Source organism: Comamonas antarctica, assembly GCF_013363755.1.
GTDB classification, from domain to species: Bacteria; Pseudomonadota; Gammaproteobacteria; order Burkholderiales; family Burkholderiaceae_C; genus Comamonas; species Comamonas antarctica.
Genome location: NZ_CP054840.1, coordinates 3,308,126 through 3,333,844, shown reverse-complemented (window position 1 = coordinate 3,333,844; position 25,719 = coordinate 3,308,126). Strand labels below are relative to the sequence as shown.

General features: G+C 67.8%; 13 protein-coding genes and 1 tRNA gene. 8 read left to right on the top strand and 6 right to left on the bottom strand.

Annotated elements, in window-relative coordinates:
• Entirely contained in the window at positions 1 to 1,665 is a 1,665-nt protein-coding gene (gene recN, locus HUK68_RS15400; RefSeq protein ID WP_175504976.1) for a DNA repair protein RecN, read from the bottom strand.
• Positions 1,666 to 1,667: 2 nt separating this feature from the next.
• A complete protein-coding gene (locus HUK68_RS15395) occupies positions 1,668 to 2,567 on the bottom strand; it encodes an NAD kinase (protein ID WP_175504975.1) in 900 nt (299 codons plus the stop codon).
• A 28-nt stretch (positions 2,568 to 2,595) separates the two neighbouring features.
• Here HUK68_RS15395 and hrcA point away from each other — a divergent pair, with 28 nt between their 5' ends.
• Together hrcA and HUK68_RS15385 are read left to right on the top strand one after the other, a co-directional pair.
• Positions 2,596 to 3,597 carry a heat-inducible transcriptional repressor HrcA gene (gene hrcA / locus HUK68_RS15390; protein ID WP_175504974.1) on the top strand — a complete coding sequence of 334 codons (1,002 nt, stop codon included), beginning with the start codon at positions 2,596 to 2,598 and terminating at the stop codon, positions 3,595 to 3,597.
• 57 nt (positions 3,598 to 3,654) lie between these two features.
• Positions 3,655 to 3,733: transfer RNA gene (locus HUK68_RS15385), tRNA-Ile, on the top strand.
• A 73-nt stretch (positions 3,734 to 3,806) separates the two neighbouring features.
• On the opposite strand, the gene serA is transcribed toward HUK68_RS15385, so the two are convergent.
• Positions 3,807 to 5,039, bottom strand: coding sequence for a phosphoglycerate dehydrogenase (serA, locus tag HUK68_RS15380; RefSeq protein WP_175504973.1), 1,233 nt, complete (start codon positions 5,037 to 5,039; stop codon positions 3,807 to 3,809).
• Positions 5,040 to 5,158: 119 nt separating this feature from the next.
• The gene (locus tag HUK68_RS15375; protein ID WP_244146186.1) at positions 5,159 to 5,923 is read right to left on the bottom strand and encodes an SDR family oxidoreductase; all 765 of its coding nucleotides are present in this window, start codon (positions 5,921 to 5,923) and stop codon (positions 5,159 to 5,161) included.
• A gap of 141 nt (positions 5,924 to 6,064) precedes the next feature.
• Here HUK68_RS15375 and HUK68_RS15370 point away from each other — a divergent pair, with 141 nt between their 5' ends.
• The 4 genes from HUK68_RS15370 (at position 6,065) to HUK68_RS23430 (ending at position 20,135) form a co-directional block, all read left to right on the top strand.
• Positions 6,065 to 6,622, top strand: a complete 558-nt coding sequence (locus tag HUK68_RS15370; RefSeq protein ID WP_175504971.1) for a peroxiredoxin — start codon at positions 6,065 to 6,067, stop codon at positions 6,620 to 6,622.
• A gap of 169 nt (positions 6,623 to 6,791) precedes the next feature.
• Positions 6,792 to 7,289 carry a DUF4142 domain-containing protein gene (locus HUK68_RS15365; RefSeq protein ID WP_175504970.1) on the top strand — a complete coding sequence of 166 codons (498 nt, stop codon included), beginning with the start codon at positions 6,792 to 6,794 and terminating at the stop codon, positions 7,287 to 7,289.
• Between the two features lie 155 nt (positions 7,290 to 7,444).
• Positions 7,445 to 8,785 carry an HD-GYP domain-containing protein gene (locus HUK68_RS15360; protein WP_175504969.1) on the top strand — a complete coding sequence of 447 codons (1,341 nt, stop codon included), beginning with the start codon at positions 7,445 to 7,447 and terminating at the stop codon, positions 8,783 to 8,785.
• 268 nt (positions 8,786 to 9,053) lie between these two features.
• On the top strand, positions 9,054 to 20,135 hold the full coding sequence (locus HUK68_RS23430; RefSeq protein ID WP_175504968.1) for an autotransporter-associated beta strand repeat-containing protein: 11,082 nt from the start codon (positions 9,054 to 9,056) through the stop codon (positions 20,133 to 20,135).
• An 83-nt stretch (positions 20,136 to 20,218) separates the two neighbouring features.
• On the opposite strand, the gene HUK68_RS15350 is transcribed toward HUK68_RS23430, so the two are convergent.
• Together HUK68_RS15350 and HUK68_RS15345 are read right to left on the bottom strand one after the other, a co-directional pair.
• On the bottom strand, positions 20,219 to 22,417 hold the full coding sequence (locus HUK68_RS15350; protein ID WP_175504967.1) for an outer membrane protein assembly factor BamB family protein: 2,199 nt from the start codon (positions 22,415 to 22,417) through the stop codon (positions 20,219 to 20,221).
• A gap of 26 nt (positions 22,418 to 22,443) precedes the next feature.
• Complete coding sequence (locus HUK68_RS15345) at positions 22,444 to 23,553, bottom strand: ThuA domain-containing protein (protein ID WP_175504966.1); 1,110 nt, start codon at positions 23,551 to 23,553, stop codon at positions 22,444 to 22,446.
• A gap of 308 nt (positions 23,554 to 23,861) precedes the next feature.
• On the opposite strand from HUK68_RS15345, the gene HUK68_RS15340 reads away from it, so the two are divergent.
• Positions 23,862 to 24,485, top strand: coding sequence for an RNA polymerase sigma factor (locus tag HUK68_RS15340; RefSeq protein ID WP_175504965.1), 624 nt, complete (start codon positions 23,862 to 23,864; stop codon positions 24,483 to 24,485).
• On the top strand, positions 24,482 to 25,522 hold the full coding sequence (locus HUK68_RS15335) for a FecR family protein (RefSeq protein WP_175504964.1): 1,041 nt from the start codon (positions 24,482 to 24,484) through the stop codon (positions 25,520 to 25,522). Before HUK68_RS15340 ends, HUK68_RS15335 begins: the two co-directional genes overlap by 4 nt.
• Positions 25,523 to 25,719 lie beyond the last annotated feature (197 nt).

Genomic DNA, 25,719 nt, shown 5'->3' with positions numbered 1-25,719 from the left:
TCAACCCTTGCGTGCCGGCACCGCCTGCTGGAGCATTTCGCGCGCGTGTGCCATGGTGGTTTCGGACAGGCGCTCGCCACCGAGCATGCGCGCCACCTCCGCGACGCGCGTGTCCTGGGCCAGCGCCGTGACGGTGCTGGTGGTGGCCTGCTTGTCGCGGCGCTTGGCCACCACCAGGTGGTGGTCGGCGCAGGCCGCGACCTGGGGCAGGTGCGTCACGGCCAGCACCTGGCGGTCCTGGCCCAGCTTGTGCATCAGCCGGCCCACGGTCTCGGCCACGGCGCCGCCGACGCCCGAATCCACCTCGTCGAAGATCAGCGTCGAGGCTTCGCCGAGTTCGCTGGTCGTGACGGCGATGGCCAGCGAGATGCGCGACAGCTCGCCGCCCGAGGCCACCTTGCCGATCGGCTTCGGCGTCGCGCCGGGGTGGCCGGCGACGAGAAACGCCATGGCGTCGATGCCATGCGGGCCGGGTTCATCCGCCGCCGTCTGCGCCACTTCGAAGCGCCCGCCCTGCATGCCCAGGCCCTGCATGGCTTGAGTGATGGCGCGCGACAGCTTGGGCGCGGCCTTGGCGCGCTGCTGCGACAGCGCACGCGCGGCTTGTTCGTACTGCGCCTGGGCGGCTTCGGCCTGGGCGCGCAGGCCGTCGACATCGACCGAGGCATCGAGCTGGCGCAACTCCTGCTGCCAGCCCGCGAACAGTTGCGGCAGCTCGGCCGGCTGGCGCTTGTAGCGGCGCGCGAACTGCATCCACAGCGACAGCCGGGCGTCGAGTTCGGCCAGGCGTTCGGGGTCGAGTTCGGTGCGGCGCAGGTAGGTCTGCAGCGAATGGCGCGCATCGCCGATCTGCGCCAGGCCCGAGGCCAGCACTTCGGCGATCGCCTTGAATTCGGGATCGAGATGCTCCTGCTCCTCGAGCTCGCCATGCGCGCGCGTCAGCGCCGTGAGGCCGCCGGCTTCATCGTCCTCGATGGCAAACAGCGCGCTTTGCGCCGTGTCGAGCAGCGCCTGGGCATGCGACAGCCGCGTGTGCTGGGCATTGAGTTCTTCCCATTCGTCCTCGCCCGGGTCGAGCTTCTCGACCTCGCTGATCTGCCACTGCAGCCGCTCGCGTTCGCGCTGCAGGCTGTCTTGCGCGGCCAGCGCGTGCTCCAGCGCCTGGCGCGCATTGCGCCAGACGCCCCAGAGCTGACGCAGCGGCTGGGTCTGCAAGCCCGCATAGGCATCGAGCAGCTCGCGCGCCGCATCGGGGCGGGTGAGGCTTTGCCAGGCATGCTGGCCGTGGATGTCGAGCAGCTGCTCGCCCACGCTGCGCAGCTGGGTGGCCGTGGCCGGCGCGCCATTGATCCAGGCCCGGCTGCGCCCCTGGGCGTCGATCACGCGCCGCAGCAGCAGCGTGTCTTCGAGCGCGAAACCGCCTTGCTCCAGCCAGGGTTTGAGCCGCGCCGGGCATTCGAACTCGGCGCAGATGTCGGCCTGCGGCGCGCCCTCGCGCACCACGCCCGCATCGGCGCGCGCGCCCAGTGCCAGCTGCACCGCGTCGATCAGGATCGATTTGCCCGCGCCGGTCTCGCCGGTCAGCGCCGTGAAGCCGCCGTGCAGGTCCAGGTCGAGCGCCTGGACGATGACGAAATCGCGCAGCGCAATGCGTTTGAGCCCCATGTTCAGTTGCCTCCCTCGTTCCAGAAGAGCTTTTTGCGCAGCGTGGCGAAGTAATTCCAGCCCTTGGGATGCAGGAAGCGCACCGAATGCTCGGCCTTGGTCACCAGGATGCGGTCGCCGTGCAGCAGCGAAGCCAGCGACTGCATGTCGAAATTGGCGCTGACATCGCGCCCGCCGACGACTTCGATCGCGACCTCGGTGGCATCGGATAGCACGATGGGGCGGTTGGAGAAGGTATGCGGTGCGATCGGCGCCATGACCCAGCCGGGAATCGACGGGTGCACCATGGGCCCGCCCACCGACAGCGCATAGGCCGTCGAGCCCGTGGGCGTGGCGATGATCAGGCCGTCGGCGCGCTGGTTGGCGACGAAATGGCCTCCGACCTCGACGCGCAGCTCGACCATGCCCGAGGTGCCGCCGCGGTTGACCACTACATCGTTCATGGCCAGGGCCTCGAACACCAGCTGCTCGCCGCGCATCACGCGCGCGCGGATCATCGGCCGCAGGTCCTCCTCGTATTCCCCTTGCAGCATGGGCGTGAGGGTGGTCTGGTAATCTTCGAGCGGAATATCCGTGACGAAGCCCAGGCGTCCCTGGTTGATGCCGATCAGCGGCGTGCCGTAGCGCGCGAGGTGGCGGCTGATGCCCAGCATGGTGCCGTCGCCGCCGACCACCAAGCCCAGGTCGCAATGCGCACCCAGACCATCGACATCCATGGCGCGATAGCCCTCAATACCGGCATTTGCGGCCGAATCGGCATCGACGATGACTTCGCAGCCCTGGCGGGTGACGAAGCTGGCGATATCCTGGAGGGCTTGGCGGACACTGTCGGGGCTGGCGCTGGTGGAGGAGGGCGACTGGTATTTCCCTATCAGCGCGACTCGGCGGAACTTAGACGTCATTTTGAAATTACATCATTAAAATCACTACATGCTCGATGACCGTGCCAAGTTGTTACTCAAAGCGCTGGTCGAACGCTATATCGCCGACGGCCAGCCCATAGGTTCACGCACGCTTTCGCGTGCCTCGGGCCTTGAATTGTCGCCTGCAACCATACGCAACGTGATGTCCGACCTCGAAGAGCTGGGGTTGATCGTCAGCCCGCACACTTCCGCGGGCCGCATTCCCACCGCCAAGGGCTACCGCCTGTTCGTCGACACCATGTTGACGGTGCAGCGCGACGGCCTGCAGGCGCCCGCGTTGCCGGCCGAGCAGCCGCAGAAGGTCATCGCCAACGCCGCGCATCTGCTGTCGAACCTGTCGCAGTTCGTCGGCGTGGTCATGGTGCCCAAGCGCAGTTCGGTGTTCCGCCAGATCGAGTTCGTGCGGCTGTCCGAGAAGCGCTTCCTGGTCATCATCGTGTCGCCCGATGGCGACGTGCAGAACCGCGTGATCTTCACCGAGGTCGACTACAACGCCTCGCAACTGGTCGAGGCGGCCAACTTCCTCAACGCCAACTACGCCGGCCTGGCCATGGAGCAGGTGCGCGAACGCCTCAAGGGCGAGGTCGAGCGGCTGCGCGGCGAAGTCGCGGCGCTGATGCAGGCGGCGGTCAACGTCGGCAGCGAGAACCAGAGCGACGAGGCCGATGTCGTGATCGCGGGCGAGCGCAACCTGCTGGCGGTGAGCGATTTCTCCAGCGACATGGACCATTTGCGGCGCGCCTTCGACCTGTTCGAGCAGAAGACGCAGATCCTGCGCCTGCTCGACATCTCGAGCCAGGCCGAAGGCGTGCGCATCTACATCGGTGGCGAAAGCCATGTCGTGCCCTTCGAGGAGCTGTCGGTGGTGAGCGCACCCTATGAAGTCGACGGCAAGATCGTCGGCACGCTGGGCGTGATCGGGCCGACGCGCATGCATTACGACCGGATGATCCAGATCGTCGACATCACGTCGAAGCTCGTGACCAACGCCTTGAGCCATCGGCGATAGGCTTACAATAGCCAGGTTTTGCCAGCGCGCCCCAGGCGTGCCAGGCAGCGCGTTTTCGGGCCTCTAGCTCATGCTTGGTTAGAGCAGCGGACTCATAATCCGTTGGTGCCGTGTTCGACTCACGGGAGGCCCACCAGATTGAAAAAGCCAACCTTCAGGGGTTGGCTTTTTTCATGTGCCGGCGGCGCGATGCCGCCGTTGCGGGCCGCTCAGAACAGCACGCGGCAGCGGATCGTGCCCGGGATGTCCAGCAGCTGCGCCATCGGCAGGTCCACGGTGCCGGCATCGATGTCCATCACCACATAGCCCAGGCCTTCATCGGTGCGCAGGTACTGGCCCGCGATGTTGATGCCATGCTGGGCGAAGATCTGGTTGATGGCCGACAGCACGCCGGGCGCGTTGTGGTGCACGTGCAGGATGCGCTTTTGCCCGGGGTGGGCCGGCAGCGCGACTTCGGGGAAGTTCACGGCCGAGGTGGTGGTGCCGTTGTCGCTGTACTTCACGAGCTTCTCGGCGACTTCGAGGCCGATATTGGCCTGTGCCTCCATCGTCGAGCCGCCGATGTGCGGGGTCAGGATGACGTTGTCCAGGCCGCGCAGCGGCGAGATGAACTCGTCCTTGTTGGTGCGCGGCTCGACCGGGAACACGTCCAGCGCGGCGCCGAGCAGGCGGCCCGACTTGAGCGCATCGGCGAGCGCGTCGATCTCGACCACGGTGCCGCGCGAGGCGTTGATCAGGATCGCGCCGGGCTTCATCGCGGCGAGCTCGGCGGCGCCGATCATCCACTGCGTCGAAGGCAGCTCGGGCACGTGCAGCGTCACGATGTCGCTCACCGACAGCAGTTCGTGCAGCGAAGCCGCCTGGCGCGCATTGCCCAGCGGCAGCTTGGTGACGATGTCGTGGAACACGACCTGCATGCCCAGGCCTTCGGCCAGCACCGACAGCTGGCTGCCGATCGAGCCGTGGCCGACGATGCCCAGCGTCTTGCCGCGGATCTCATAGGAGTTGTCCGCGGTCTTGAGCCAGCCGCCGCGGTGCGCAGCGGCGTTCTTGGCCGGAATGCCGCGCAGCAGCAGGATGGCTTCGCCCAGCACCAGCTCGGCCACCGAGCGGGTATTGGAATAGGGCGCGTTGAACACCACCACGCCGCGCTGGCGCGCGGCATTGAGGTCGACCTGATTGGTGCCGATGCAAAAGCACCCCACGGCCACCAGCTTCTGCGCGGCCTGGAAAACTTCTTCGGTCAGTTGCGTGCGCGAGCGGATGCCGACGAAATGCACGTCGGCGATCTTGCGCAGCAGCTCGTCGTTGGGCAGCGCGCCGGTGACCGTCTCCACGTTGGTATAGCCGGCCTTGTGCAGCAGCTGCAGCGCGCTGGGGTGGATGCCTTCCAGCAGCAGAAACTTGATTTTCGACTTGTCGAGCGAGGTCTTGGTGGTCATTGCATGGCTCCGATTGCGCAATCTCTTATTACAACTGATTCTCGATAACGTCACAGGGGATAGGTCCACCGGACACGCCGTGCCCGGGCCTGCGCTGCAGCGCCATCGATGCCGTGGCTTCAGCCCCGGCCGACGAACGGCATCTTGGTCGCCATGACGGTGTGGAACAGCACGTTGGCCTCGAGCGGCAGCTTGGCCATGTAGAGCACCGACTGGCCGACCACGTTCACATCCATGGTCGGCTCCACGGCAATCTCGCCGTTGGCCTGGGGCACGCCCTGGGTCATGCGCTCGGCCAGTTCGGTCAGCGCATTGCCGATGTCGATCTGGCCGACCGCAATGTTGTAGGGGCGGCCGTCGAGCGACGCGGTCTTTGTCAGCCCCATCACCGCGTGCTTGGTCGCGGTGTAGGCAATCGAGTTAGGGCGCGGCGCATGCGCCGAGATCGAGCCGTTGTTGATGATGCGCCCGCCCTGCGGGCGCTGGTCGCGCATGATCTTGAAGGCCTGCTGCAGGCAGTAGAACATGCCGTTCAGGTTCACATCGACCACCTCGCGCCACTGCTGCGGTGTCCAGTCGATGAACGAACCCGGGGGGTTGCCGCGGCCGGCGTTGTTGAACAGCAGGTCGACGCGGCCGAACGTCTCGACGGCGCGCGCGAACAGCGCGGCCACGGCATCGGCATCGCTCACATCGGTGGGCACGCACAGCACGCGCTCGCCCGCGCCATGCAGCGCCTGGGCCTCCTCCTTGACCTGCTCCAGCAGCGCGCCGCGGCGCCCCGCCAGCACCACCTGGAAACCATCCGCGATCAGCGCCAGCGCCACTGCCTTGCCAATGCCCGATCCCGCGCCCGTGATGACCGCTACCTTGCTCGATGCCATTTCCTGCTCCTCCGGTTTGATCTGAAGCGCCATTTTGCGGGCATTGCGTGCATTGCGCGCAGGTGCCGGCATAGGTCGGCATAGGCCGGCAAGGCAAAAGCCTGGACAATGCGATCCAGACATCACAGCAAGGAACCTCCCATGCGCATTCCCGGCTCTGGCATTCGCGCCGCATTCCCCGCCGCCCTGGTGCTGGCGGCCCTGTTTTCCCCGGCGGCCCAGGCGGTGCTCAAGGTAGGCGACGCGGCACCGGCATTCACCACCCAGGCCGCGGTCGCGGGCAAGCCCTTTGAATTCGGCATGAAGGCGGCACTGGCCAAGGGGCCGGTGGTGCTGTATTTCTTTCCCAAGGCGTTCACCCAGGGCTGCACGCTCGAGGCCCATGCATTTGCCGAGGCCTCGCCCGCGTTCAACGCGCTGGGCGCGCAGGTCGTGGGCATGTCGCACGACGACATCGCCACGCTGCAGCGCTTTTCCACCGAGGCCTGCCGCGACCAGTTCGCCGTGGCGTCTGACCCGCAGGCCAAGACCATCCGCGCCTACGATGCCTCGGCCGCCGCCAATCCGCAGCGCGCCGACCGCATTTCCTATGTGATCGGCCAGGACGGCCGCATCAAGTTCGCGCATGTCGGCGCCGACCCGATGGAGCATGTGGCGCAGACCAAGGCCGCGGTGCAGCAATTGCAGCGCAGGAAGTAGGCATAGTGCAACTGGCGCGGTGCGGCCGGCGAGGTGCGGCCGGCGAGGTGCGGCCGGTGCGGTGCGGCCGGCACCGCTGTAGGTGCGTTCTCATCCGCAGTCCATCCATTGGCCCACATTGACCTGGCATCCAAGGTCTTACGGTGGTTTCTTTGCAAGGAGATTCGCCATGAAACTCAGCCATTGGGTCGCCGCCGCTTTCAGCGTTGCAGTCGTTGCCACCGCGCATGCCGAAGCCAGCAAGAAGGACCACGAATTTCTCAGCAAGGCGGCCGTTGGCGGCCTGTATGAGGTGGAAGCCGGGCGCCTAGCGGAGCAAAAGGGCAGCTCCGAGCCGGTGAAATCCTATGGTGCGATGCTGGTCAAGGACCATGGCGCGGCCAATGAGGAACTCAAGGGGCTGGCCGCGCGCAAGGGCGTGACCCTGCCTGCGGCCGTGCCAGCCGACAAGCAGGCGCGCCTGGACAAGATCTCCGGCGCGAAGAACTTCGACCGCGAGTTCGTCAAGCAAGTCGGCCTCGCCGACCACAAGACCGATATCGCGCTGTTCGAGAAAGCCAGCAAGGGCGCGGACGATGCCGAGGTCAAGGCCTTTGCCACCAAGACGCTGCCGGTGCTCAAGGCCCACCGCGAACACGCGCAAGGCCTGGAGAAATCACTGAAATAAAATCGGCGCGAGGCCGGAATGGGCGTAGTGTCCCGTTGCCGGGCAGTTTCGTGCCGGGGGATTGACCGTGGTGAGTGCACGCTTACTCAATAGTGTGCAGACTCACATGTGACACGATGTAAACGGTACATCGGCATTGCAATATACGGTTACCCATGCACGGACTGCGCCTGTCAGAGCTGATTTCTGCGTTGAGCCATGCGCTCGACATCACCGAAGGCCAACCCGAAGGCCATTGCTCGCGCTGCTGCTGGATCGGCATGCAGGTGGGGCGGCGCATCGGCATGTCCGAGGACGAACTATGGGGCCTGTACTACACATTGCTGCTCAAGGACCTGGGCTGCAGCAGCAATGCCGCGCGCATCTGCGAGCTGTACATGACCAACGACCTTGCCTTCAAGCACGACTTCAAGACCGTCGGCGACAGCCTGCCGCAGGTGCTCAATTTCGTGCTCTCGCACACCGGCCTGCGCGCGCCGCTGGCCGAGCGTTTCCGCGCGGTGCTCAACATCCTGCGCAATGGCAGGGACCTGGCCGACGAACTGATCCAGACCCGCTGCCAGCGCGGCGCCGAGATCGCGCGGCTGCTGCGCTTTCCCGAGTCGGTGGCCGCGGGCATCTACCACCTCGATGAGCACTACAACGGCAAGGGCCGGCCCGACGGCCTCGCCGGCGAGGCGATTCCGCTGTACTCGCGCATTGCGCTGCTGGCGCAGGTGACCGACGTATTCCACACCAGCGGCGGGGCGCAGGCAGTGGCCGAGGAATTGCAGCGCCGCCGCGGCCAGTGGCTCGACCCGGAACTGATCGATGCGCTGCTGGCCGTGGCCGATGCCGGTTTCTGGCAGCAGCTGGCCGGCGGCGACATCGGTCCGGCCGTGCTGGCGCTGGAGCCTGGCTCGAGGCTGGTGCCGCTCGATGAGGACTATCTGGACGATATCGCCGCGGCGTTCGGACAGGTCGTCGATTCCAAGAGTCCCTACACCAGCGGGCACAGCGCGCGCGTCGCGCTGTATGTCGACCTGATGGCCGAAACCATGGGCATCGGTGCGGAACGCCGGCGCTGGCTCAAGCGCGGCGCGCTGCTGCATGACATCGGCAAGCTCGGCGTGAGCAACAGCATCCTGGACAAGCCGGGCAAGCTCGACGGCGACGAATGGGCCGCGGTGCAGGCGCATGCGATGCATACCGAGACCATTCTCGGGCGCATCGATGCGTTTGGCGAGCTGGCGCGCATCGCGGGCGCGCACCATGAGCGCCTGGATGGCAAGGGCTATCCGCGCGGGCTGAGTGCGCAGGACATCACGCTCGAGACCCGCATCATCACCTGCGCCGACATCTTCGATGCGATCACCGCGGCGCGCCCTTACCGCGGGGCGGTGCCGGTCGACGAAACGCTGGAAATCATGGAAAAAACCGTGGGCAGCGCCATCGATGCGGAGTGCTTCGCGGCGCTCAAGGCCTGCATTCATCGCCTGCCGCCGATGCGGTCCTGAGCTTGCAAGCGGGCACCAGCTAAGCGCCGATCGGCGGATCCGATTTCTTGAGGGATTTTTTCGAAAGTTACACAAGTGTTGTAGTAACGAAACTTGACTTGGAGTCCCATTCCAAAACGTTTCGTTTGTAAGAAAATGCTTTTAACTATGGGTTGTCACGACCCATCAAGGCTTTATCGACACATGCCCTGGCATGTTGCGCGCCTGGCTTTTTCCTACCCAACTCTTGTAAACACCCCGGCTGGGCAAGGCCCGGGTCTCCATCGTCATGAATCGAATCTACCGAGTGGTTTTCAACGCCGTGACCGGCGTGTGGCAGGCTGTCAGCGAAGTGGCGCGCGGCCCGGGCAAGAGCAGCCGCAGCGCGCGCCGCCTGCGCCGCAGCGCGCTGGCGGCCGCGGCCGCAGGTCTGCTGGCATTGGCCAGCGCACCGGCTTATGCCGCCTGCTCGCCATTTGCTCCCCCGCCCGGCATGACGGTGACTTGCAGCGGCAGCATCTACGACTATTCGGCAACTGGTGCCGATCTGACCTTCAACATCGCCGCAGGCGCGCTGGCGCAATCGACGCAGCAAGGCGCGCCCGCGATGAACCTCGCGGGCATTGGACTCACGTTCAACAGCAACGGCATCGTTGCCGGCACCTGGGGCAACACCTTTACCGTGCCGACCACGGGGTTGAGGATGCTTGGTTTCGGGCCCACCAACCTGAGCGTCAACAACCTCTCCAACACCTCCGCGATCTATGGCAGGTCGGGTGATCCGGGCGCCTCGCTGAGCAGCTTCAACGGCCTGGCACTGGATATCTCCAATTCAGGCGTGACCACCATCGTCAACAATGGCTCCATCAGCGTGGACCTGGTGCAAGGCGCCACGGGCTCGCGCGCCAACCTGCCGGCGGTGGCCGTCTACGGTGGCGGCCGGGCGGACATGACCAACAATCGGCAGGTCACCGGGCGCATTGGTTTCGCGCCCTCGCTCCAGGGCAACGTGTTCACCAATGCCGGCAATATCTTCGGCAGTGTCTCGATGGGAGCGGGCAGCAGCAACCGCTTCAACATGCTGACGGGCTCGGGGGTTTACGTCAACGATGGCAACGCCGGCCGTCTCACCGCCAGTGCCGGTGTGGAATTCGCGCCCTCTGGCATCGTGGATGGCGGCGCTGGCGGCAACAACACACTGAGCCTGCAGTTGGCCGTGGCCAGCGGCGCCCCCGACAGCTCGACGATCAATACTGCCACTTACGTCAACTTCAACCACTTTGAGGTCAACAGCGGTACCTGGAGCCTGCGCGGTCAGTTGGCCAGCGGCGGTAATACCAGCGTCAGCCTGCTCGGTGGCGCGCTGGTCGTCAACAACAATGCGTTTGCCGGCAGCAACACCATTGACGCACGGGGCGGCACGCTGCGCAGCGAGTTCGGGGCGTTGACGCTGGGCAATGCTATCCAGCTGGGCCGTAATCTGAGCACCGGCGGCAGCGGCCTGACGGTGGACGGCGTGAACTCCATGACCCTCAATGGCCTGGTTTCGGGCGGCACGGATGCCAGCCTCTACAAGACCGGTACAGGCCTGTTGAAGCTCTCCGGCGCCAACAGCTACGCGGGTGGAACCACGCTTTCGGGCGGCACCTTGAGCGTCGGCAACGATCTGGCGCTGGGCACGGGCGCCCTGACGGTGGCGCAAGCCAGCACGCTCGACAGCAGTGCCCTGGTGGCACTGGCCAACGACGTGGTGGTGAACAACCACCTCACGGTCGATGGCAGCAATCAGCTGCGCCTCGATGGCACCGTCTCGGGCGCCCCGGGCGGGGGCCTGGTCAAGACCGGCACGGGTACGCTGATGCTGGCCCGAGCCAACAGCTACTCGGGGGGAACCACGCTGTCGGGTGGCACGTTGACCGTCGGCAATGACCTGGCCCTTGGCACGGGTGCCTTGACCGTTGCCGGCGCCAGCACGCTCACCAGCAGCGCTGCGGTGGAGCTGGCCAACGATGTGGCGCTGAACGCCAGCCTGACGGTCAGTGGCAACAACGCGCTGGGCCTCAACGGCACGATCAGCGGCACCGCGGGCGCCAAGTTGATCAAGCGGGGCGCCGGCAATCTGCAGCTGGGCGGCAGCAACACCTTTGCGGGCGGCGTCGAGCTCAACGGCGGCACGCTGACCGTGGCCCGGGCGGGTGCGCTGGGCAGCGGCCCATTGGTGGTCAGCGGCAACAGCCGCCTGGCATACCAGCAGTCGCAGGCGCTGCCCGGCGACGTCACCATCAACTTCCCCGTGACGCTGGAGCTTGCCAGCGATGCCGACCTGACCAGCAGCGGCCGGATCGCCGGCAGCGGCACGCTGGCCAAGACCGGTCTCGGCGACCTGACGCTCTCGGGCGTGACCAACATCTTCACCGGCACGCTCGACGTGCGCCAAGGCACGCTCACCATGGCCGCCGGCAGCACGCTGGGCAGCAATCCGAACCTGAATGTCGCCGCCGGTGCCACCGTCAGGCTCAACAGCGCCGCCTCCGTCAACAACCTGAGCGGCGCCGGCACGGTCTGGACCCTGGGCGCGCTGAGCGCGGGCATCGGCAATACCAGCGCGGTCTTCGACGGCCAGTTGCGCGGCAGCGGCAGCCTGACCAAGGTCGGCAGCGGCACGCTGACGCTGAACGGCAGCAACGGGATGACCGGCAAGACCGATGTCAATGCGGGTACGCTGGTGCTCAATGGCAGCCTGGCCGCCGGCCCGGTCACGGTCAAGAGCGGGGCGACGCTGTCGGGTTCCGGCAGCACCAGCGGCGCGCTGACGGTGGAAGCCGGCGGCAAGCTGGGACTGAAGTCGGGCAGCACCTTGCGCCTGGGCTCGCTGGCGCTCAACGCCGGCAGCAGCACCAACGTCACGCTGGGCGCGCCCACCACCACGCCCATGGCGCAGGTGGCGGGAAGCCTGGCACTGAACGGCACGTTCAACTTCACCGGAACCGATGCGCTGGGCAATGGCGTCTATCGCCTGTTCGACTATGGCGGCCTGCTGACTTCCAACCTGGCCAGCATCGGCGCGCTGCCCGAGGGCATCACGGCCGGGCAGCTGCAGCTGCAGACCGGCGTGGCCAATCAGGTCAACGTCGTCGTCAATTCGCCCAACCTGGCAATGCAGTTCTGGGACGGCAACTACAGCCTGGCCAACGGCGTCGTCAATGGCGGCGGCGGCATCTGGAGCGCCGCGGGAACCAACTGGACCAATGCTTCCGGCAGCCGCAACACGGCCTGGGCCGGCGACTCGGCGATCTTCCAGGGCACGGGTGGTGGCGTGGAGGTCGAGGGCAGCCATGACGTCAAGTTCATGCAGTTCACCGGCAACGGCTACCAACTGGTCAACGGCGGCGCCGGCCAGTTGAATCTGGTCAACGCGGACGGCGGCAGCGCCGAAGTGCGCGTCGATGCCGATGTGACCGCCCGTATCGGTGTGAACATGGCCGGCGACGGCACGCTGAGCAAGACCAGCGCCGGCACGTTGGTGCTGACCGGCAACAACCAATACCGCGGCGGCACCACGCTCAAGGCCGGCCGCATCGTTGCGCACAGCGACAGCGCACTGGGCACGGGAGCGTTGACGGCTTCGAGCGGCACGGCGCTGGCCAACCAGCAGTCCGTGAGCCTGGGCAACAGCCTGCAGCTGGCGGGCGACCTGACCCTCGATGCCGGCTCGACCATGACGCTGGGTGGAGCGATCTCGGGCCAGGGCGGCCTGAGCAAGGCCGGCAGCGGCACGCTGGTGCTCAACGGCCGCAACGAGATGGAGGGCGATTTCGCGCTGAACGCCGGCGGCGTCGTGATCGGCAACGCCCAGGCGCTGGGCAAGGGCACGCTGAAGACGGCTGACGGCACCAGCATCGACAGCCGCGTGCCGGGCGTGGGCGTGGACAACGACGTGGCGCTCACCGGCGCGCTGACCGTGCTCGGCACGCGCGACCTGGCGCTCACCGGCACGGTGTCGGGCAATGGCAACCTGATCAAGGCTGGCGGCGCGGCGCTGAACCTGCTGGGCGCGAATACGCTGGACGGCAGCGTGACGCTGGCGCATGGCACGCTGCGCCTGGGCACCGATACCTCGCTGGGCAATGCCGCGTTGAACGTCACCGGCGCTGCCACGCTGCAAAGCGCCGCGGATATCGCGGTGGCCAACCGTGTGCGCCTCGACGGCAACCTCACGGTCGTGGGCGGCAATGCGCTGGCGTTCGATGGACTGCTTTCGGGCACGGCCGGCCTGGTCAAGGACGGCAGCGGCACGCTGGCGCTGGGGCAGGCCAATAGCTATCTCGGCAATACCGAGCTCAAGGCCGGCACGCTGCGCCTGGGCAATGCCGGCGCATTGAGCGGCGGCATGCTGAAGGCCACGGGCAGCGCGGCGCTGGAAAGCACCAGCAGCATGAACCTCGCCAATGCCGTGGACATTTCCGGCAGCCTGACGCTGCAGGGCAGCCATGACATGACGCTGAGCGGCGCGATCAGCGGCAGCGGCAGCCTGACCAAGGCCGGCACGGGCACGCTGACGCTCACCGGCGCCAACACCGCCACCGGCACCACCTCCGTCGATGCAGGCCGACTGCTGGCCTCCGCCGCCAGCCTGGCCAGCGGCGCGATCACCAACAACGCCGCGCTGGAGCTGATGCAGCAGACCGATGCCACGTTGGCGCAGGCCATCGGCGGCAGCGGCGACCTGACCAAGTCCGGCGCGGGCACGCTGACGCTCACGGGCGCCAATACGTCGACCGGCGGCACGGCCATCATCGCGGGCCAGCTGGTGGCATCGGCTGCCAACCTGGGCAGCGGCATGCTCGTCAACAATGCAGCGCTGGAGTTGCGGCAGGACACCGATGCCACGCTGGCCCAGGACATTGCGGGCAGCGGCGACATGGTCAAGTCGGGCAGCGGCACGCTGACCCTCACCGGTGCCAACACCTCCACCGGCCTCACGGGCATCACGGGCGGCAGGCTGGTGGCCTCCGTCGCCAATCTGGCCAGCGGCGACATCGTCAACAACGCGGCGCTGGAACTCCGGCAGGACACCGCAGCGACTTTGGCCCAGGCCCTGGGCGGCAGCGGCGATCTGATCAAGTCGGGCACCGGCACGCTGACCCTCGCAGGCACGAACACCGCCACGGGCGGCACCGCGATCGAGGCAGGCCGCCTGGTGGCGGGCGTGGCCCATCTGGCCAGCGGCGGCATCACCAACAACGCGGCCCTGGAGATCCAGCAATCCGACAATGCCGTGCTCGCCCAGGCCCTGGGCGGCAGCGGTGAGCTGATCAAGTCGGGCGCCGGCACGCTGACGCTCGCGGGCGCCAATACCTCGACGGGCGGCACGACCATCGATGCCGGCCGCCTGGTGGCTTCCGCCGCGAATCTGGGCAGCGGCGCGATCACCAACAACGCCGCGCTGGAACTGAAGCAGGCAAGCGATGCCACCCTGGCCCAGGCTATCGGCGGCAGCGGCGAACTGACCAAGACCGGCGCCGGCACGCTGACGCTCACCGGTGCCAATACGTCGACGGGCGGCACGACCATCGTGGACGGCGAACTGGTGGTTTCCACGGCCAACCTGGGCAGCGGCGCCATCGTCAACGACGCAGCGTTGCAGCTGAAGCAAGACAGCAACGCGGTGCTGGCGCAGGACATCAGCGGCAGCGGCCACCTGCTCAAGTCCGGCAGCGGCACGCTGACGCTCACGGGCACCAACACCTCCACCGGCCTCACCGGCATTGCGTCCGGCCGCCTGGTGGCTTCCGCGACCAACCTGGCCAGTGGCGCGATCATCAACATGGCGCAGCTGGAACTGAACCAGGCCGGCGAAGCCACCTTGGCCCAGGCCATCAGCGGCAGCGGCCAGCTTATCAAGTCGGGCACCGGCACGCTGACCCTGACCGGCAGCAACACCGCCACGGGCAGCACCACGATCGAGGCGGGCCGGCTGGTGGCCTCGGTGGCCAGCCTGGCCAGCGGCGCGATCGTCAACAATGCGGCGCTGGAGATCCGGCAGTCGACCAATGCCGTGCTGGCACAGGCGATCAGCGGCAGCGGCGACCTGATCAAATCGGGCAGCGCGGTGTTGACGCTCGCGGGCAGCAACACCTCCACGGGCGCAACGACCATCGAAGCGGGCCGGCTGATCGCCTCCGCGGCGAACCTGGGCAGCGGCGCCATCACCAACCATGCCGCGCTGGAAATCCACCAGGCCCAGGATGCCACGCTGGCACAGGCCATCAGCGGCAGCGGCGACCTGACCAAGTCGGGCGCGGGCACGCTGACGCTCACCGGCGCCAATAGCTCGACCGGCGGCACGGCCATCATCGCGGGCCGGGTGGTGGCATCCGCTGCCAACCTGGGCAGCGGCATCATCGCCAACAACGCCGCGCTGGAGCTGAAGCAGGAGTCCGATGCCACGCTGGCCCAGGCCATTGCCGGCAGCGGGGAGCTGAGCAAGACCGGCGCGGGCACCCTGACGCTGACCGGCGTCAACACCTCGACGGGCGCAACGCACATCGATGCGGGCCGGCTGGTGGCGTCCTCGGCCAATCTGGGCAGCGGCACCATCACCAACAACGCCGCGCTCGAACTGCAACAGGCGGCCGATGGCACGCTGACCCAGGCCATCGCCGGCAGCGGCGGTCTGACCAAGACCGGCGCCGGCACGCTGACGCTGACGGGCCGCAACAGCTATGCGGGCGACACGCTGGTGTCGGCCGGCAGCCTCAAATTCGCCGACGCGGATGCGCAGTTCTCGCCCGGCAATACCCTGGCCGGGAACATCCAGGTCGCTGGCGGCGCGGGCCTGGAGATTGCCACCGCGGCCACGCTGAGCGTCGGCAAGGCCGTCGAACTGCTGCAGGGCGCACAGCTGTCCATCCAGTCGCGCGGCGCGCAGCCGTCGCTGGTGGCCGACAGCCTGCAAGTGGGCGCCGAGGTGGGCTTCAACCTCAGCGGCATTGGCGCGCGCAGCGAACTCGACCGCGTGCTGGTCAGCACCAACAACGGCATCACCGGCGATTTCGCCAAGGTGCATGTGGGCGGCTTCAGCGGCGAGGTGGATTACCTCACGCTGACGACCGGCAAGTCCGCGGATGGCAAGCAGTACCTGGCCAGCTACGGCCTGAACTGGAGCGCGAACAACAACCTGGCCCAGGGCAGCTTCACGCTGGCCGGCGCCGGCGAGCAGTTCGACGTGGGCGTGGCGCTGGACGACCAGGGCGCCAATGGCGCGGCCGGCTGGAACGGCAAGACGCTGAGCAAGAAGGGCGCCGGCACGCTGGTGCTGTCGGCCGACAACGGCTACACCGGCGGCACGCAGATCGAGGCCGGCACGCTGCAGGTCGGCAATGGCGGCATGGCCGGCACGCTGGGCACGGGCAGCGTCGCCAACGAAGGCACACTGGCCTTCAACCGCAGCAACCTGCTGCATGTGGACAATGAGATCTCCGGCAGCGGCAATCTGGTCCAGAAGGGCACGGGCACCACCGTGCTGCTGGCCGACAACCGCTACACCGGCACCACGACCATCGAAGCCGGCACGCTGCAGGTGGGCAATGGCGGCACCACGGGTGCGCTGGGCAGCGGCAATGTGATCAACAACGCAACGCTGGGCATCAACCGCAGCGATGCGGTCACGCTGAGCAATGCGATCACCGGCAGCGGCAGCCTGCACCAGCAGGGCACGGGCACGACGACCCTGACCGGCGCCAACGACTACCGCGGCGGCACCACCATCAGCGCCGGCCGCCTGATCGCCTCCAGCGACAGCCTGGGCAGCGGCGCGATCACCAACCATGCCGCGCTGGAAGTGAACCAGGCCGGCAACGGCACGCTGGCCCAGGCCATCAGCGGCACGGGCGACCTGACCAAGTCGGGCGCGGGCACGCTGACGCTCACCGGCGCCAATACGTCGACAGGGGGCACGCTGATCGAAGCAGGCCGGCTGATCGCCGGGGCCGGCAATCTGGGCAGCGGCACGATCAGCAACAACGCCGCGCTGGAACTGAAGCAGGAGACCGACGCCACGCTGGCCCAGGCCATCGGCGGCACGGGCGATCTGACCAAGTCGGGCGCGGGCACGCTGACGCTCACCGGCACCAACAGCTCGACCGGAGGCACGACCATCGAAGCCGGCCGGCTGATTGCCGGCGCTGGCAACCTGGGCAGCGGCGCGATCAGCAACAACGCCGCGCTGGAACTCAAGCAGATCAACGATGCCACGCTGGCGCAAGCCATTGGCGGCACGGGCGAGCTGATCAAGTCGGGCGCGGGCACGTTGACGCTCACCGGCGCCAACACCTCGACGGGCGGCACGACCATCGAAGCCGGCCGGCTGATTGCCGGCGCTGGCAACCTGGGCAGCGGCACGATCAGCAACAACGCCGCGCTGGAACTCAAGCAGATCAACGATGCGACGCTGGCGCAAGCCATCGGCGGCACGGGCGAACTGATCAAGTCGGGCGCGGGCACGCTGACGCTCACCGGCGCCAACACCTCGACGGGTGGCACGACCATCGAAGCCGGCCGGCTGATCGCCGGGGCTGGCAACCTGGGCAGCGGCACGATCAGCAACAACGCCGCGCTGGAGCTCAAGCAGGAGACCGACGCCACGCTGGCGCAAGCCATCGGCGGCACGGGCGAGCTGATCAAGTCGGGCGCGGGCACGCTGACGCTCACCGGCGCCAACAACTCGACGGGCGGCACGACCATCGAAGCCGGCCGCCTGATCACCGGGGCTGGCAACCTGGGCGGCGGCGCGATCAGCAACAACGCCGCGCTGGAACTCAAACAGATCAACGATGCGACGCTGGCGCAGGCCATTGGCGGCAGCGGCGAGCTGATCAAGTCGGGCGCGGGCACGCTGACGCTCACCGGCGCCAACACCTCGACGGGCGGCACGACCATCGAGGCCGGCCGGCTGATCGCCGGCGCTGGCAACCTGGGCAGCGGCGCGATCAGCAACAACGCCGCGCTGGAACTCAAGCAGTCCACCGATGCCACGCTGGCGCAGGCCATCGGCGGCACGGGCGAGCTGATCAAGTCGGGCGCGGGCACGCTGACGCTCACCGGCGCCAACAGCTCGACGGGCGGCACGACCATCGAGGCCGGCCGGCTGATCGCCGGCGCTGGCAACCTGGGCAGCGGCGCGATCAGCAACAACGCCGCGCTGGAACTCACGCAGATCAACGATGCCACGCTGGCGCAAGCCATCGGCGGCACGGGCGAGTTGATCAAGTCGGGCGCGGGCACGCTGACGCTCAGCGGTGAAAACACCTCGACGGGCGGCACGCGCATCGAGGCGGGCCGGCTGATTGCCGCGGCGGGCCATCTGGGCCGCGGCGCAATCGTCAACAACGCGACGCTGGAGCTGAACCAGGCGCTCGATGCCACGCTGGCGCAGTCGCTGGCGGGCAGCGGCCAGCTGGTCAAATCGGGTGCGGGCACGCTGACGCTCACCAGCACCAATACCTCGACGGGCGGCACGGTCATCGAGGCCGGCCGGCTGGTGGCGTCCGTTGCCAAGCTGGGCAGCGGCGCGATCACCAACAACGCCGCGCTGGAGCTGAATCAGGCTGGCGATGCCACGCTGGCCCAGGCCCTGGCGGGCAATGGCAGCCTGACCAAGACCGGCGCGGGCACGCTGGCCTTCACCGGCAACGGCAGCGCCTACACCGGCAGCACGGCAGTCGATGCCGGCACGCTGGCCATCGGCGCGGGCGCGGTGCTGGGCGGCAGCCTGCATGTGGCGGGCGGCGCGAGCCTGACCGGCAGCGGCAGCGTAGGCTCGACCACGCTGGCCAGCGGGGCCATCATTGCTCCGGGCAGCATCAGCGTCTCGGGCCACAGCTACGGCACGCTGACCGTGAATGGCGATCTGCGCTTCGCGCCGGGCTCGACCTACCAGTTCCACGCGGATCCCGATTCGGGCACCAGCGACCGGCTGCAGGTGAGCGGCACGGTGCAGCTTGCCGGCGGCCTGCTGCACGTCGGTCCGGGGGCAGGTTTTGACGTCTCGAAGACCTACACCCTGCTCCAGGCCGCCAGCCTGCAGGGCCAGTTCGATACCGTGTCCTCGAACTACGCCTACCTCGACCCCAAGCTGCAGTACAACGCCAACTCGCTGTCGCTGCTGCTCGAGCGCAAGCAGCTGCCCGTGGACCCGGCCGATCCCGGCACGCCCACCCGCCCGATCGAGTTCGCCGATCTCGCGCAGACCCGCAACCAGACCGGCGTGGCCAACGCCGTGCAAAGCCTGCAGCCGGACAGCGCGCTGTACCGCTTCGTCCAGTCGCTGCCCGAAGGCACTCCCGCCGCGGTGTTCGAGAGCCTGTCGGGCGAAGTGCACTCCACGGCGCAAGGCAGCATGCGCAGTGGCGCGCAGCTGTTCGGCAACAGCTCGCTGCGCCACCTGCACAGCAACCTGACCGCCAATCTGCGCCCCGGCGCACCGATCGCGCAGTCCGACGGCCCGCTGCCGGCCTCGGCCTGGCCCTCGACCAAGGCCCTGCCGATGTGGGCGGAAGTGGTGGGCCACTGGCAAAGCTATGCCGGCGACGGCAATGCCGCGCGCCTGAAGCAGAGCACCGGCGGCCTGTTCCTGGGCGGCGACAGCGAAGTCGCGGGCAGCGGCTGGCGCGTGGGCGGCTCGCTGGGCTATACGCGCACCGATGCGCGCGTTGCCGACCGCAGCTCCACCGGCAAGGTCGACAGCTACAGTGCCGCGGTCTATGGCGGCAAGAGCTTCGGCGCGGGCGTGGGCCAGCTGAACGTGATGGGCGGCCTGGCCTATACCTGGCATGAGATCGCGTCTGAACGCCATGTCGCCGCGCTGGAGCAGACGCTCAAGGCCGACTACCACGCCGGCACCTCGCAGCTGTTCGCCGAAGTCGGTTATGCACTGGGCCAGTACGGCAAGGTCGGCATCGAGCCGTTTGCCGGCATCAGCCTGGGCGAGCAGCGCAACCGTGGCTTCCAGGAGCGCGGCGGCTTCGCGGCATTGCGCGGCGACGCGAGCCGCGACGACCTGGGCAGCGGCACGCTGGGCCTGCGCATGCACAGCGACTTCAAGCTCGGCGGCAGCGAAGGCCGTCTGCGCGGCACGCTGGGCTGGCGCCATGCGTTTGGCGATGTCAGCAACCGCACCAGCATGGCCTTCGAAGGTGGACAGAACTTCACGGTGGCCGGCGTGCCGCTGGCGCGCAACACCGCGCTGCTGGGCCTGGAGGCGGAACTGGAGCTGAGCCGCAACGCGGCGCTGGTGCTGGGCTACAAGGGCGAGTTCGGCAGCGGCAACCGCGACCACTCGGCGCAGGTGCGCGTGCGCTGGGCCTTCTGAGCGCCAGCGCCGGGCCATGAAGAAAAGCCCCTGCCGGCCTTGGCCGCAGGGGCTTTTTGCTGGCGGCGTTCAGCCGCGGCGCATCACTGCGCGCTGACGACGACCTTGCCGGTGGGACGCGGGCTGTGGCAGTCGTTGTAGAAGTACTCGCCGGGTTGCGTGAACTTGTACTGCGCCGACTCGCCGGGCTTGAGGCGGAAGTTGAACACCCCTTCGAAGAACTGCGTCGCGCAATGCTCGTGCTGGTTGCCTGCGGGGTTGGTGAAGGTCACGGTGGTGTTCAGCGGCACCGTCATCCAGGTCGGTGTCATGGCGTTGACGGCCGTGGATTCGGCGGCACCGGGCGCATTGGTGCTGGTCTGCACGCGGCCCAGGTAGACGGTGTTGGGCGTGGGCAGGCCCGCGCCGGCCACGGCCGTGCCCGACACCGGTCGGCGCACCACGGGCGGCTTGGGCGTGGCGGCTGCCGGCACCTTGCCGCCGACCTTGAAGGCCCAGAGGTAGTCGCCGCGCGGCGCATCGCTGTAGGGGATGGAGGTGCCGCCCGCGAACACCGCGACATACTGCTCGCCGTCGATCTCGTAGCTCACCGGACTGGCGCTGATCGAGGCGCCGGTCTGGAAGCGCCAGAGCTCGTTGCCGTTGTCGCCGTCCATGGCTATCAGGTTGCCATCGGGCTGGCCGATGAACAGCAGATTGCTCGCGGTCGACAGGATGCCGTTGCCATGCGCCAGCGAGTAGGGCATGGCCTTCTTCCAGCGCACGAGGTTGGTGCTGGGGTCGACGGCCACCACGCCGCCGGTCTGGTAGGTGCCTGGCGGGCGCAGGCCGTTGCTGGCTTCGGTCAGCGAGTGCGCGGCGCCGACATAGCCGAAGCCGGTGTAGACCAGGCCGCTCTTGGGGCTGAACGACTGGTGGTTCCAGTTCGCGCCGCCGCCATGGCCGGGTACCGAAAGGATCGGGATGTCCCAGTGCGGGTCGAACAGGCAGCCCTTCTGGTAGTTGGGAATGGCGCGGTTCGGGTCGCCGGGCACGGCGGTGCCGAGTTGCTGGTCCACCACGCAGGTTTCGGTCCAGGCGCCCTGGCGCGGAATCGGCTGCGTCGGCCAGGTGGCCTGGCGCGCGTCCTGCTTGACCGGAATCTCGTCGATGCCCAGCGGCGCCGAGCCGTCCTTGCGGTCAAGAATGTAGTACATGCCGGTCTTGCTGCCGTAGATCACGACCTTGCGCGCCACGCCCGCAATGGTCACGTCGGCCAGCACCGGCGACATCACGTTGTCCATGTCCCAGATGTCGTGGTGCACCGACTGGAAATGCCACTTGTACTCGCCGCTGGTGGCATCGAGCGCGACGATGGAGTTGGCGAACAGGTTCATGCCCGGGCGCTTGGAGCCGTCCTGCGACGAGCCGCCGCGCACGTTGCCGAAGGTCCAGTAGACCAGGTTGAGTTCCGGGTCGACGGCCGGGTGGATCCAGGGCGTCGCGCCGGTGCGGTTGGCTTCTTCCGCGTCGCCCCAGGTTTCGGAGCCGCGCGTGCCGGGCTTGGGCACGCCCCAGAACACGTTGAGCACTTCGCCGGTGGTGGCGTCCGCGGTGAAGGCCGCGCCGCGGTTGCCGTCGTTGGTGCCGATGAACAGGCGCTTGTCGTGGTAGACCAGCGCCACCTTCTGCACCGCGCCCAGGTAATTGGCGTCGGTGGTGGCGCTGGGATACTGCTTGATCCAGGCGACCTCGCCGGTGTCGATCTTCAGCGCCACCAGGCGGTTGCCCGGCGCCACGGTGTAGACCAGACCCAGGTCCTTGGCCACGCCCACGCCGCGGCGCGTGATCGTGCCATAGGGCGTTTCCCACTTCCATTTGGTGACGCCGGTCTTGCCGTCCACGGCCACGACGTTGCCCAGCGCGGTTTCGAGGAACAGCACGCCATCGACCACCACGGTGGTGCTCTGGTTGGTGCCGGTGTCGAGGCCGCCTTCGACGCGGTTGACCCAGGCGCCGCCGAGCTGGGCGATGTTCTGCTTGCTCAGCGCGGACAGCCCGCTGTAGTTCTGGTTGCCGAGGTTTCCGCCCACCTTGGGGAAATCCTTGTCGCCGGGCGTGCAGCAGTCGCTGAGGTCCGCCGCGGGCGCCGGCGCCGGTGCGGGCGTCGGTTCGGGTGCGGGCGCAGGCGCCGGCGCGGGCGCCGTCACGGGTTTGTCACTGCCGCCGCAGCCGATCAGCACCACGGGCAGGCAAAGAACGGCGGCTGCAATGGCAGACAGGGTGTAGGAACGAGTTTTCACGGTTTTCCCCCAAGGTGATGCCGGACTCAGTTGGCGGTGGTGGTGGTGGCAGGCGCAGCCGGGGTGCTGGTGCAGAACTCGGTCAGGCCCATGGTCGACTTGACGGCCTGGACCACCATCTTCTGGAAGTCTTTCGCGCCCGGCGCCGCGGAGTCCTTGGTGAAGTGGTCGGCGGCATGGCCCAGCGTGCTGAGCCAGGCACGGCCGCCGTCGTAGTACTGGCACCAGGCCACGGGGTGGAAGTCCTTGTGGCCCGGATGGGGCGCGGCGGTGAGCGGGTTCAGCGTCGAGGTGTCGACCTTGGCGAGGAACTTCACGTTGGTCGGGAAGGGCGCGAGGTTGTACCACTCGTCCTTGAAGGGGAAGCTCAGCGCCACGCCTTCGGTCGACGGATCCTGCGCGATGACCTGCACCGTGCCGTCGCGGTACGGGCCATGGTTGTAGAAGTTGGCGTTGCCCAGCAGGCCTTCGTAGTAGGGCCAGTTGTATTCGGCGCCAAACGCGTTGTGCAGGCCGACGAAGCCGCCGCCGCGGCGCATGTAGTTGCGCAGCGAGGTGCGTGCCGCATCGTTGCTGTTGGGCGCGGCCTCGTTCCACAGCGTGTCGCGGTTGGAGCTCGCGAAGATCACGGTCTTGTAGTTGTTGATGCGGCCGGAAAGAACCGTGACGTCCTCGGTCCAGTCGGCCTGGATGCCGGCTTCCTCCATCATGCGCTTGAGGCCGGCCTGCATGATGTTGTCTTCGTTCATCACCGGATTCAGGCCGCTGGCCATGGGCGTGCCCAGGTTCGCGTGGCGCGGGCCGGCGGTGCGCGAGTAGATCAGCACGCGGTTGGGCGTGGACGCAAACGCGCCCCAGTTGTTGTAGCACTTGGCATCGGTGCCGCGGCAGACGTTGTAGTAGGGGTCGAAGCTGGCGTCGGCGCTTTCACCGGGCGCCTCGGTCACGGGCGGTGTGGTGGGTTGCTCGACCACGGGCGGCGTCGTGGGTTGCTCGACCACCGGCGGCGTCGTGGGCTGCTCGGCGGCGGGAGGCGTGGCGGAGCTGTCGCCATCGCTGCCGCCACAGGCGCTCAGTCCCAGCAGCAGCGCCGAAGTCAGCGCGGCATAGGCAAATTTCCGGTTGGGCTTTCTCATTGTGTTGTCTCCGTTGTGCGTTGAAATGCGGGGGCCCGGGGCATTGCCGATGCAGCGCCAAGGGACCCATGCAGCATGAAATTATTTGGAAATCTTTTCCATAATGGAAATACCTTCTACTTATTTTCGGGGATTTGTGGCTGGTCGTCGCGCGCGGCTCGATACGGCAGGCCTCGGTAGAATGCGGGTCCGCCTGCATCCATCACGGTTTCCTTGCCTGCCTCCCACCTTCCCTTTGCTGCGTCCATGCTTGCCGCGATCAGGTCGAGCACGGCTCGGGCGTGGCCGTCCGCGCATGGAGGCGTGCGATGAACGGGGAGGGCGGGCCGAAGCCCGAACTGGCGCCCGGCGAACAGCTGGGCCAGCTGTATGCGCGCTGGCGTGCTCCGCTGGCGCGCATGTTGCGGCGCTATTTCGGCTCGGCCGCCGAGGTCGAGGACGCGACGCAGGAGGTATTTGCGCGCCTTGCCGCGACCGGCAAGACCATTGCGCCGGCCGACGAGCAGCCCTACCTGCGCCGCGCCGCGCGCAACATTGCCATCGACGGCTGGCGCAAGAGCGCGCAGCGCGAGGGCTTGCAGCGCGTCGCGCTCGAGGAGGACCTGGACGCGTCGGGACTGCAAACCGACGCCGACCATACCGATGAACATGCGGGCCAGTACCAGATGCTGGGCCGTCTCGACCAGGCCATCCGGGAGCTGCCCGCGCGCCAGCGCGAAGCCTTCACGCTGCACCGCATCGAAGGCCACACGGTCGAGGAAACCGCAAGGCGCATGGGAATCTCCACGCGCATGGTGGTCAAGCACCTGAGCCGCGCGCTCGCCTACTGCCAGCTGCGCGTGAGCTACACCAGCAGCGAACAGATGCGGCCCGTGCATGCCGCGCTCAGCGCGCAAGAAGAGGCCGCCGATGGCGGCGGGAACGAAGCATGACCAAGCCTCTGCCGCCAGGCACCGATCTCAGCGCAATGCTGCATATGCACCGGGCCGTGGCCGGCTGGTACGTGCGCCGCGAGCAGCCCGGCTGGACGGCTGCCGACGAACGCGAAATGCAAGCCTGGCTGGAGGCCGACCCGCGGCGCCGCGACATCATGGATGCCATGCGCCAGACCGTGCAGCTCGCAGGCCAGCTGCCCGAGCACCGGCCCGAAACCTATGGCCGGCGTGCGGCGGCGGTGCCCGCAGTGCCGCCGGCGGCACGCCAGGCAGCGCGCAGGCCCTGGTTCACGCCGGCGCGCCGGCGCAGCCTGGCCCCGGTGCTGGCGGCCGGTTGCATGGCGCTGGCCGTGGCCGGCTGGTTCCGCTGGGACAACACCGCGGGCTACCAGCTCGCACTGGCCACCGGGCCGGGCGAGACGCGCAGCGTCGATCTTCCCGATGGCTCGCAGATCGCATTGAACACCGGCACCAGCGTGCAGGTGCGCTACTACCCGCGCCGGCGCGAGGTGGCAATGGCCGGCGGCGAGGCGTTCTTCCGCGTTGCCGCCGATGCCTCCAGGCCGTTCACCATCGACAGTGCCGACAGCCGGGTGCGCGTGGTCGGCACGGCATTCAACGTGCGCGCCGCGCCGCAGCAGCTGGCGGTGCAGGTGCTCGAAGGCAAGGTCGAGGTGCAACCGCGCCGCAGCCAGCCGGCCGACCCCGTGCTGCTGCTGGGCGCGGGCACGGGCGTGGACATCGACCCATCCACCGGCCGCTATGCCAGCCTGCGTGTCGCGCCCGAGGAGGTGGGGCGCTGGCGCACCGGGCAGATCCAGTTCAGCCGCACCTCGCTGCAGGACATCGCGCAGGAGCTGGGCCGCTACCTGGGCAAGACCATCACGATTGCCGATCCGGGCCTGGGCAGCCTCACCATCTCGGGGTTCCTCATGACCTCCTCGGCCGAGGACTTCCTGCAGGCGTTGCCGGATGTGGTGCCGGTGCGCGTGGACAAGACGGCCGACGGCAACTGGCGGATCGCGCGGCGGTGAGTCGGGGCGAACGGCAATTTCCGTTCGTGCTGAGCCGGTCGAAGCATGAACCGCCGCCTCCATAGACAAGGCATGCCTCGCCCTTTGGCTCCGTCATAAAAATAATTCTCATTATTTTTCACTTCGCGGGTTCCATGTCCGTGCCGATCTCCGTTCTACCTATTGAGGGCGCGGAAATCCTTTCGTGCTCCGGCTGC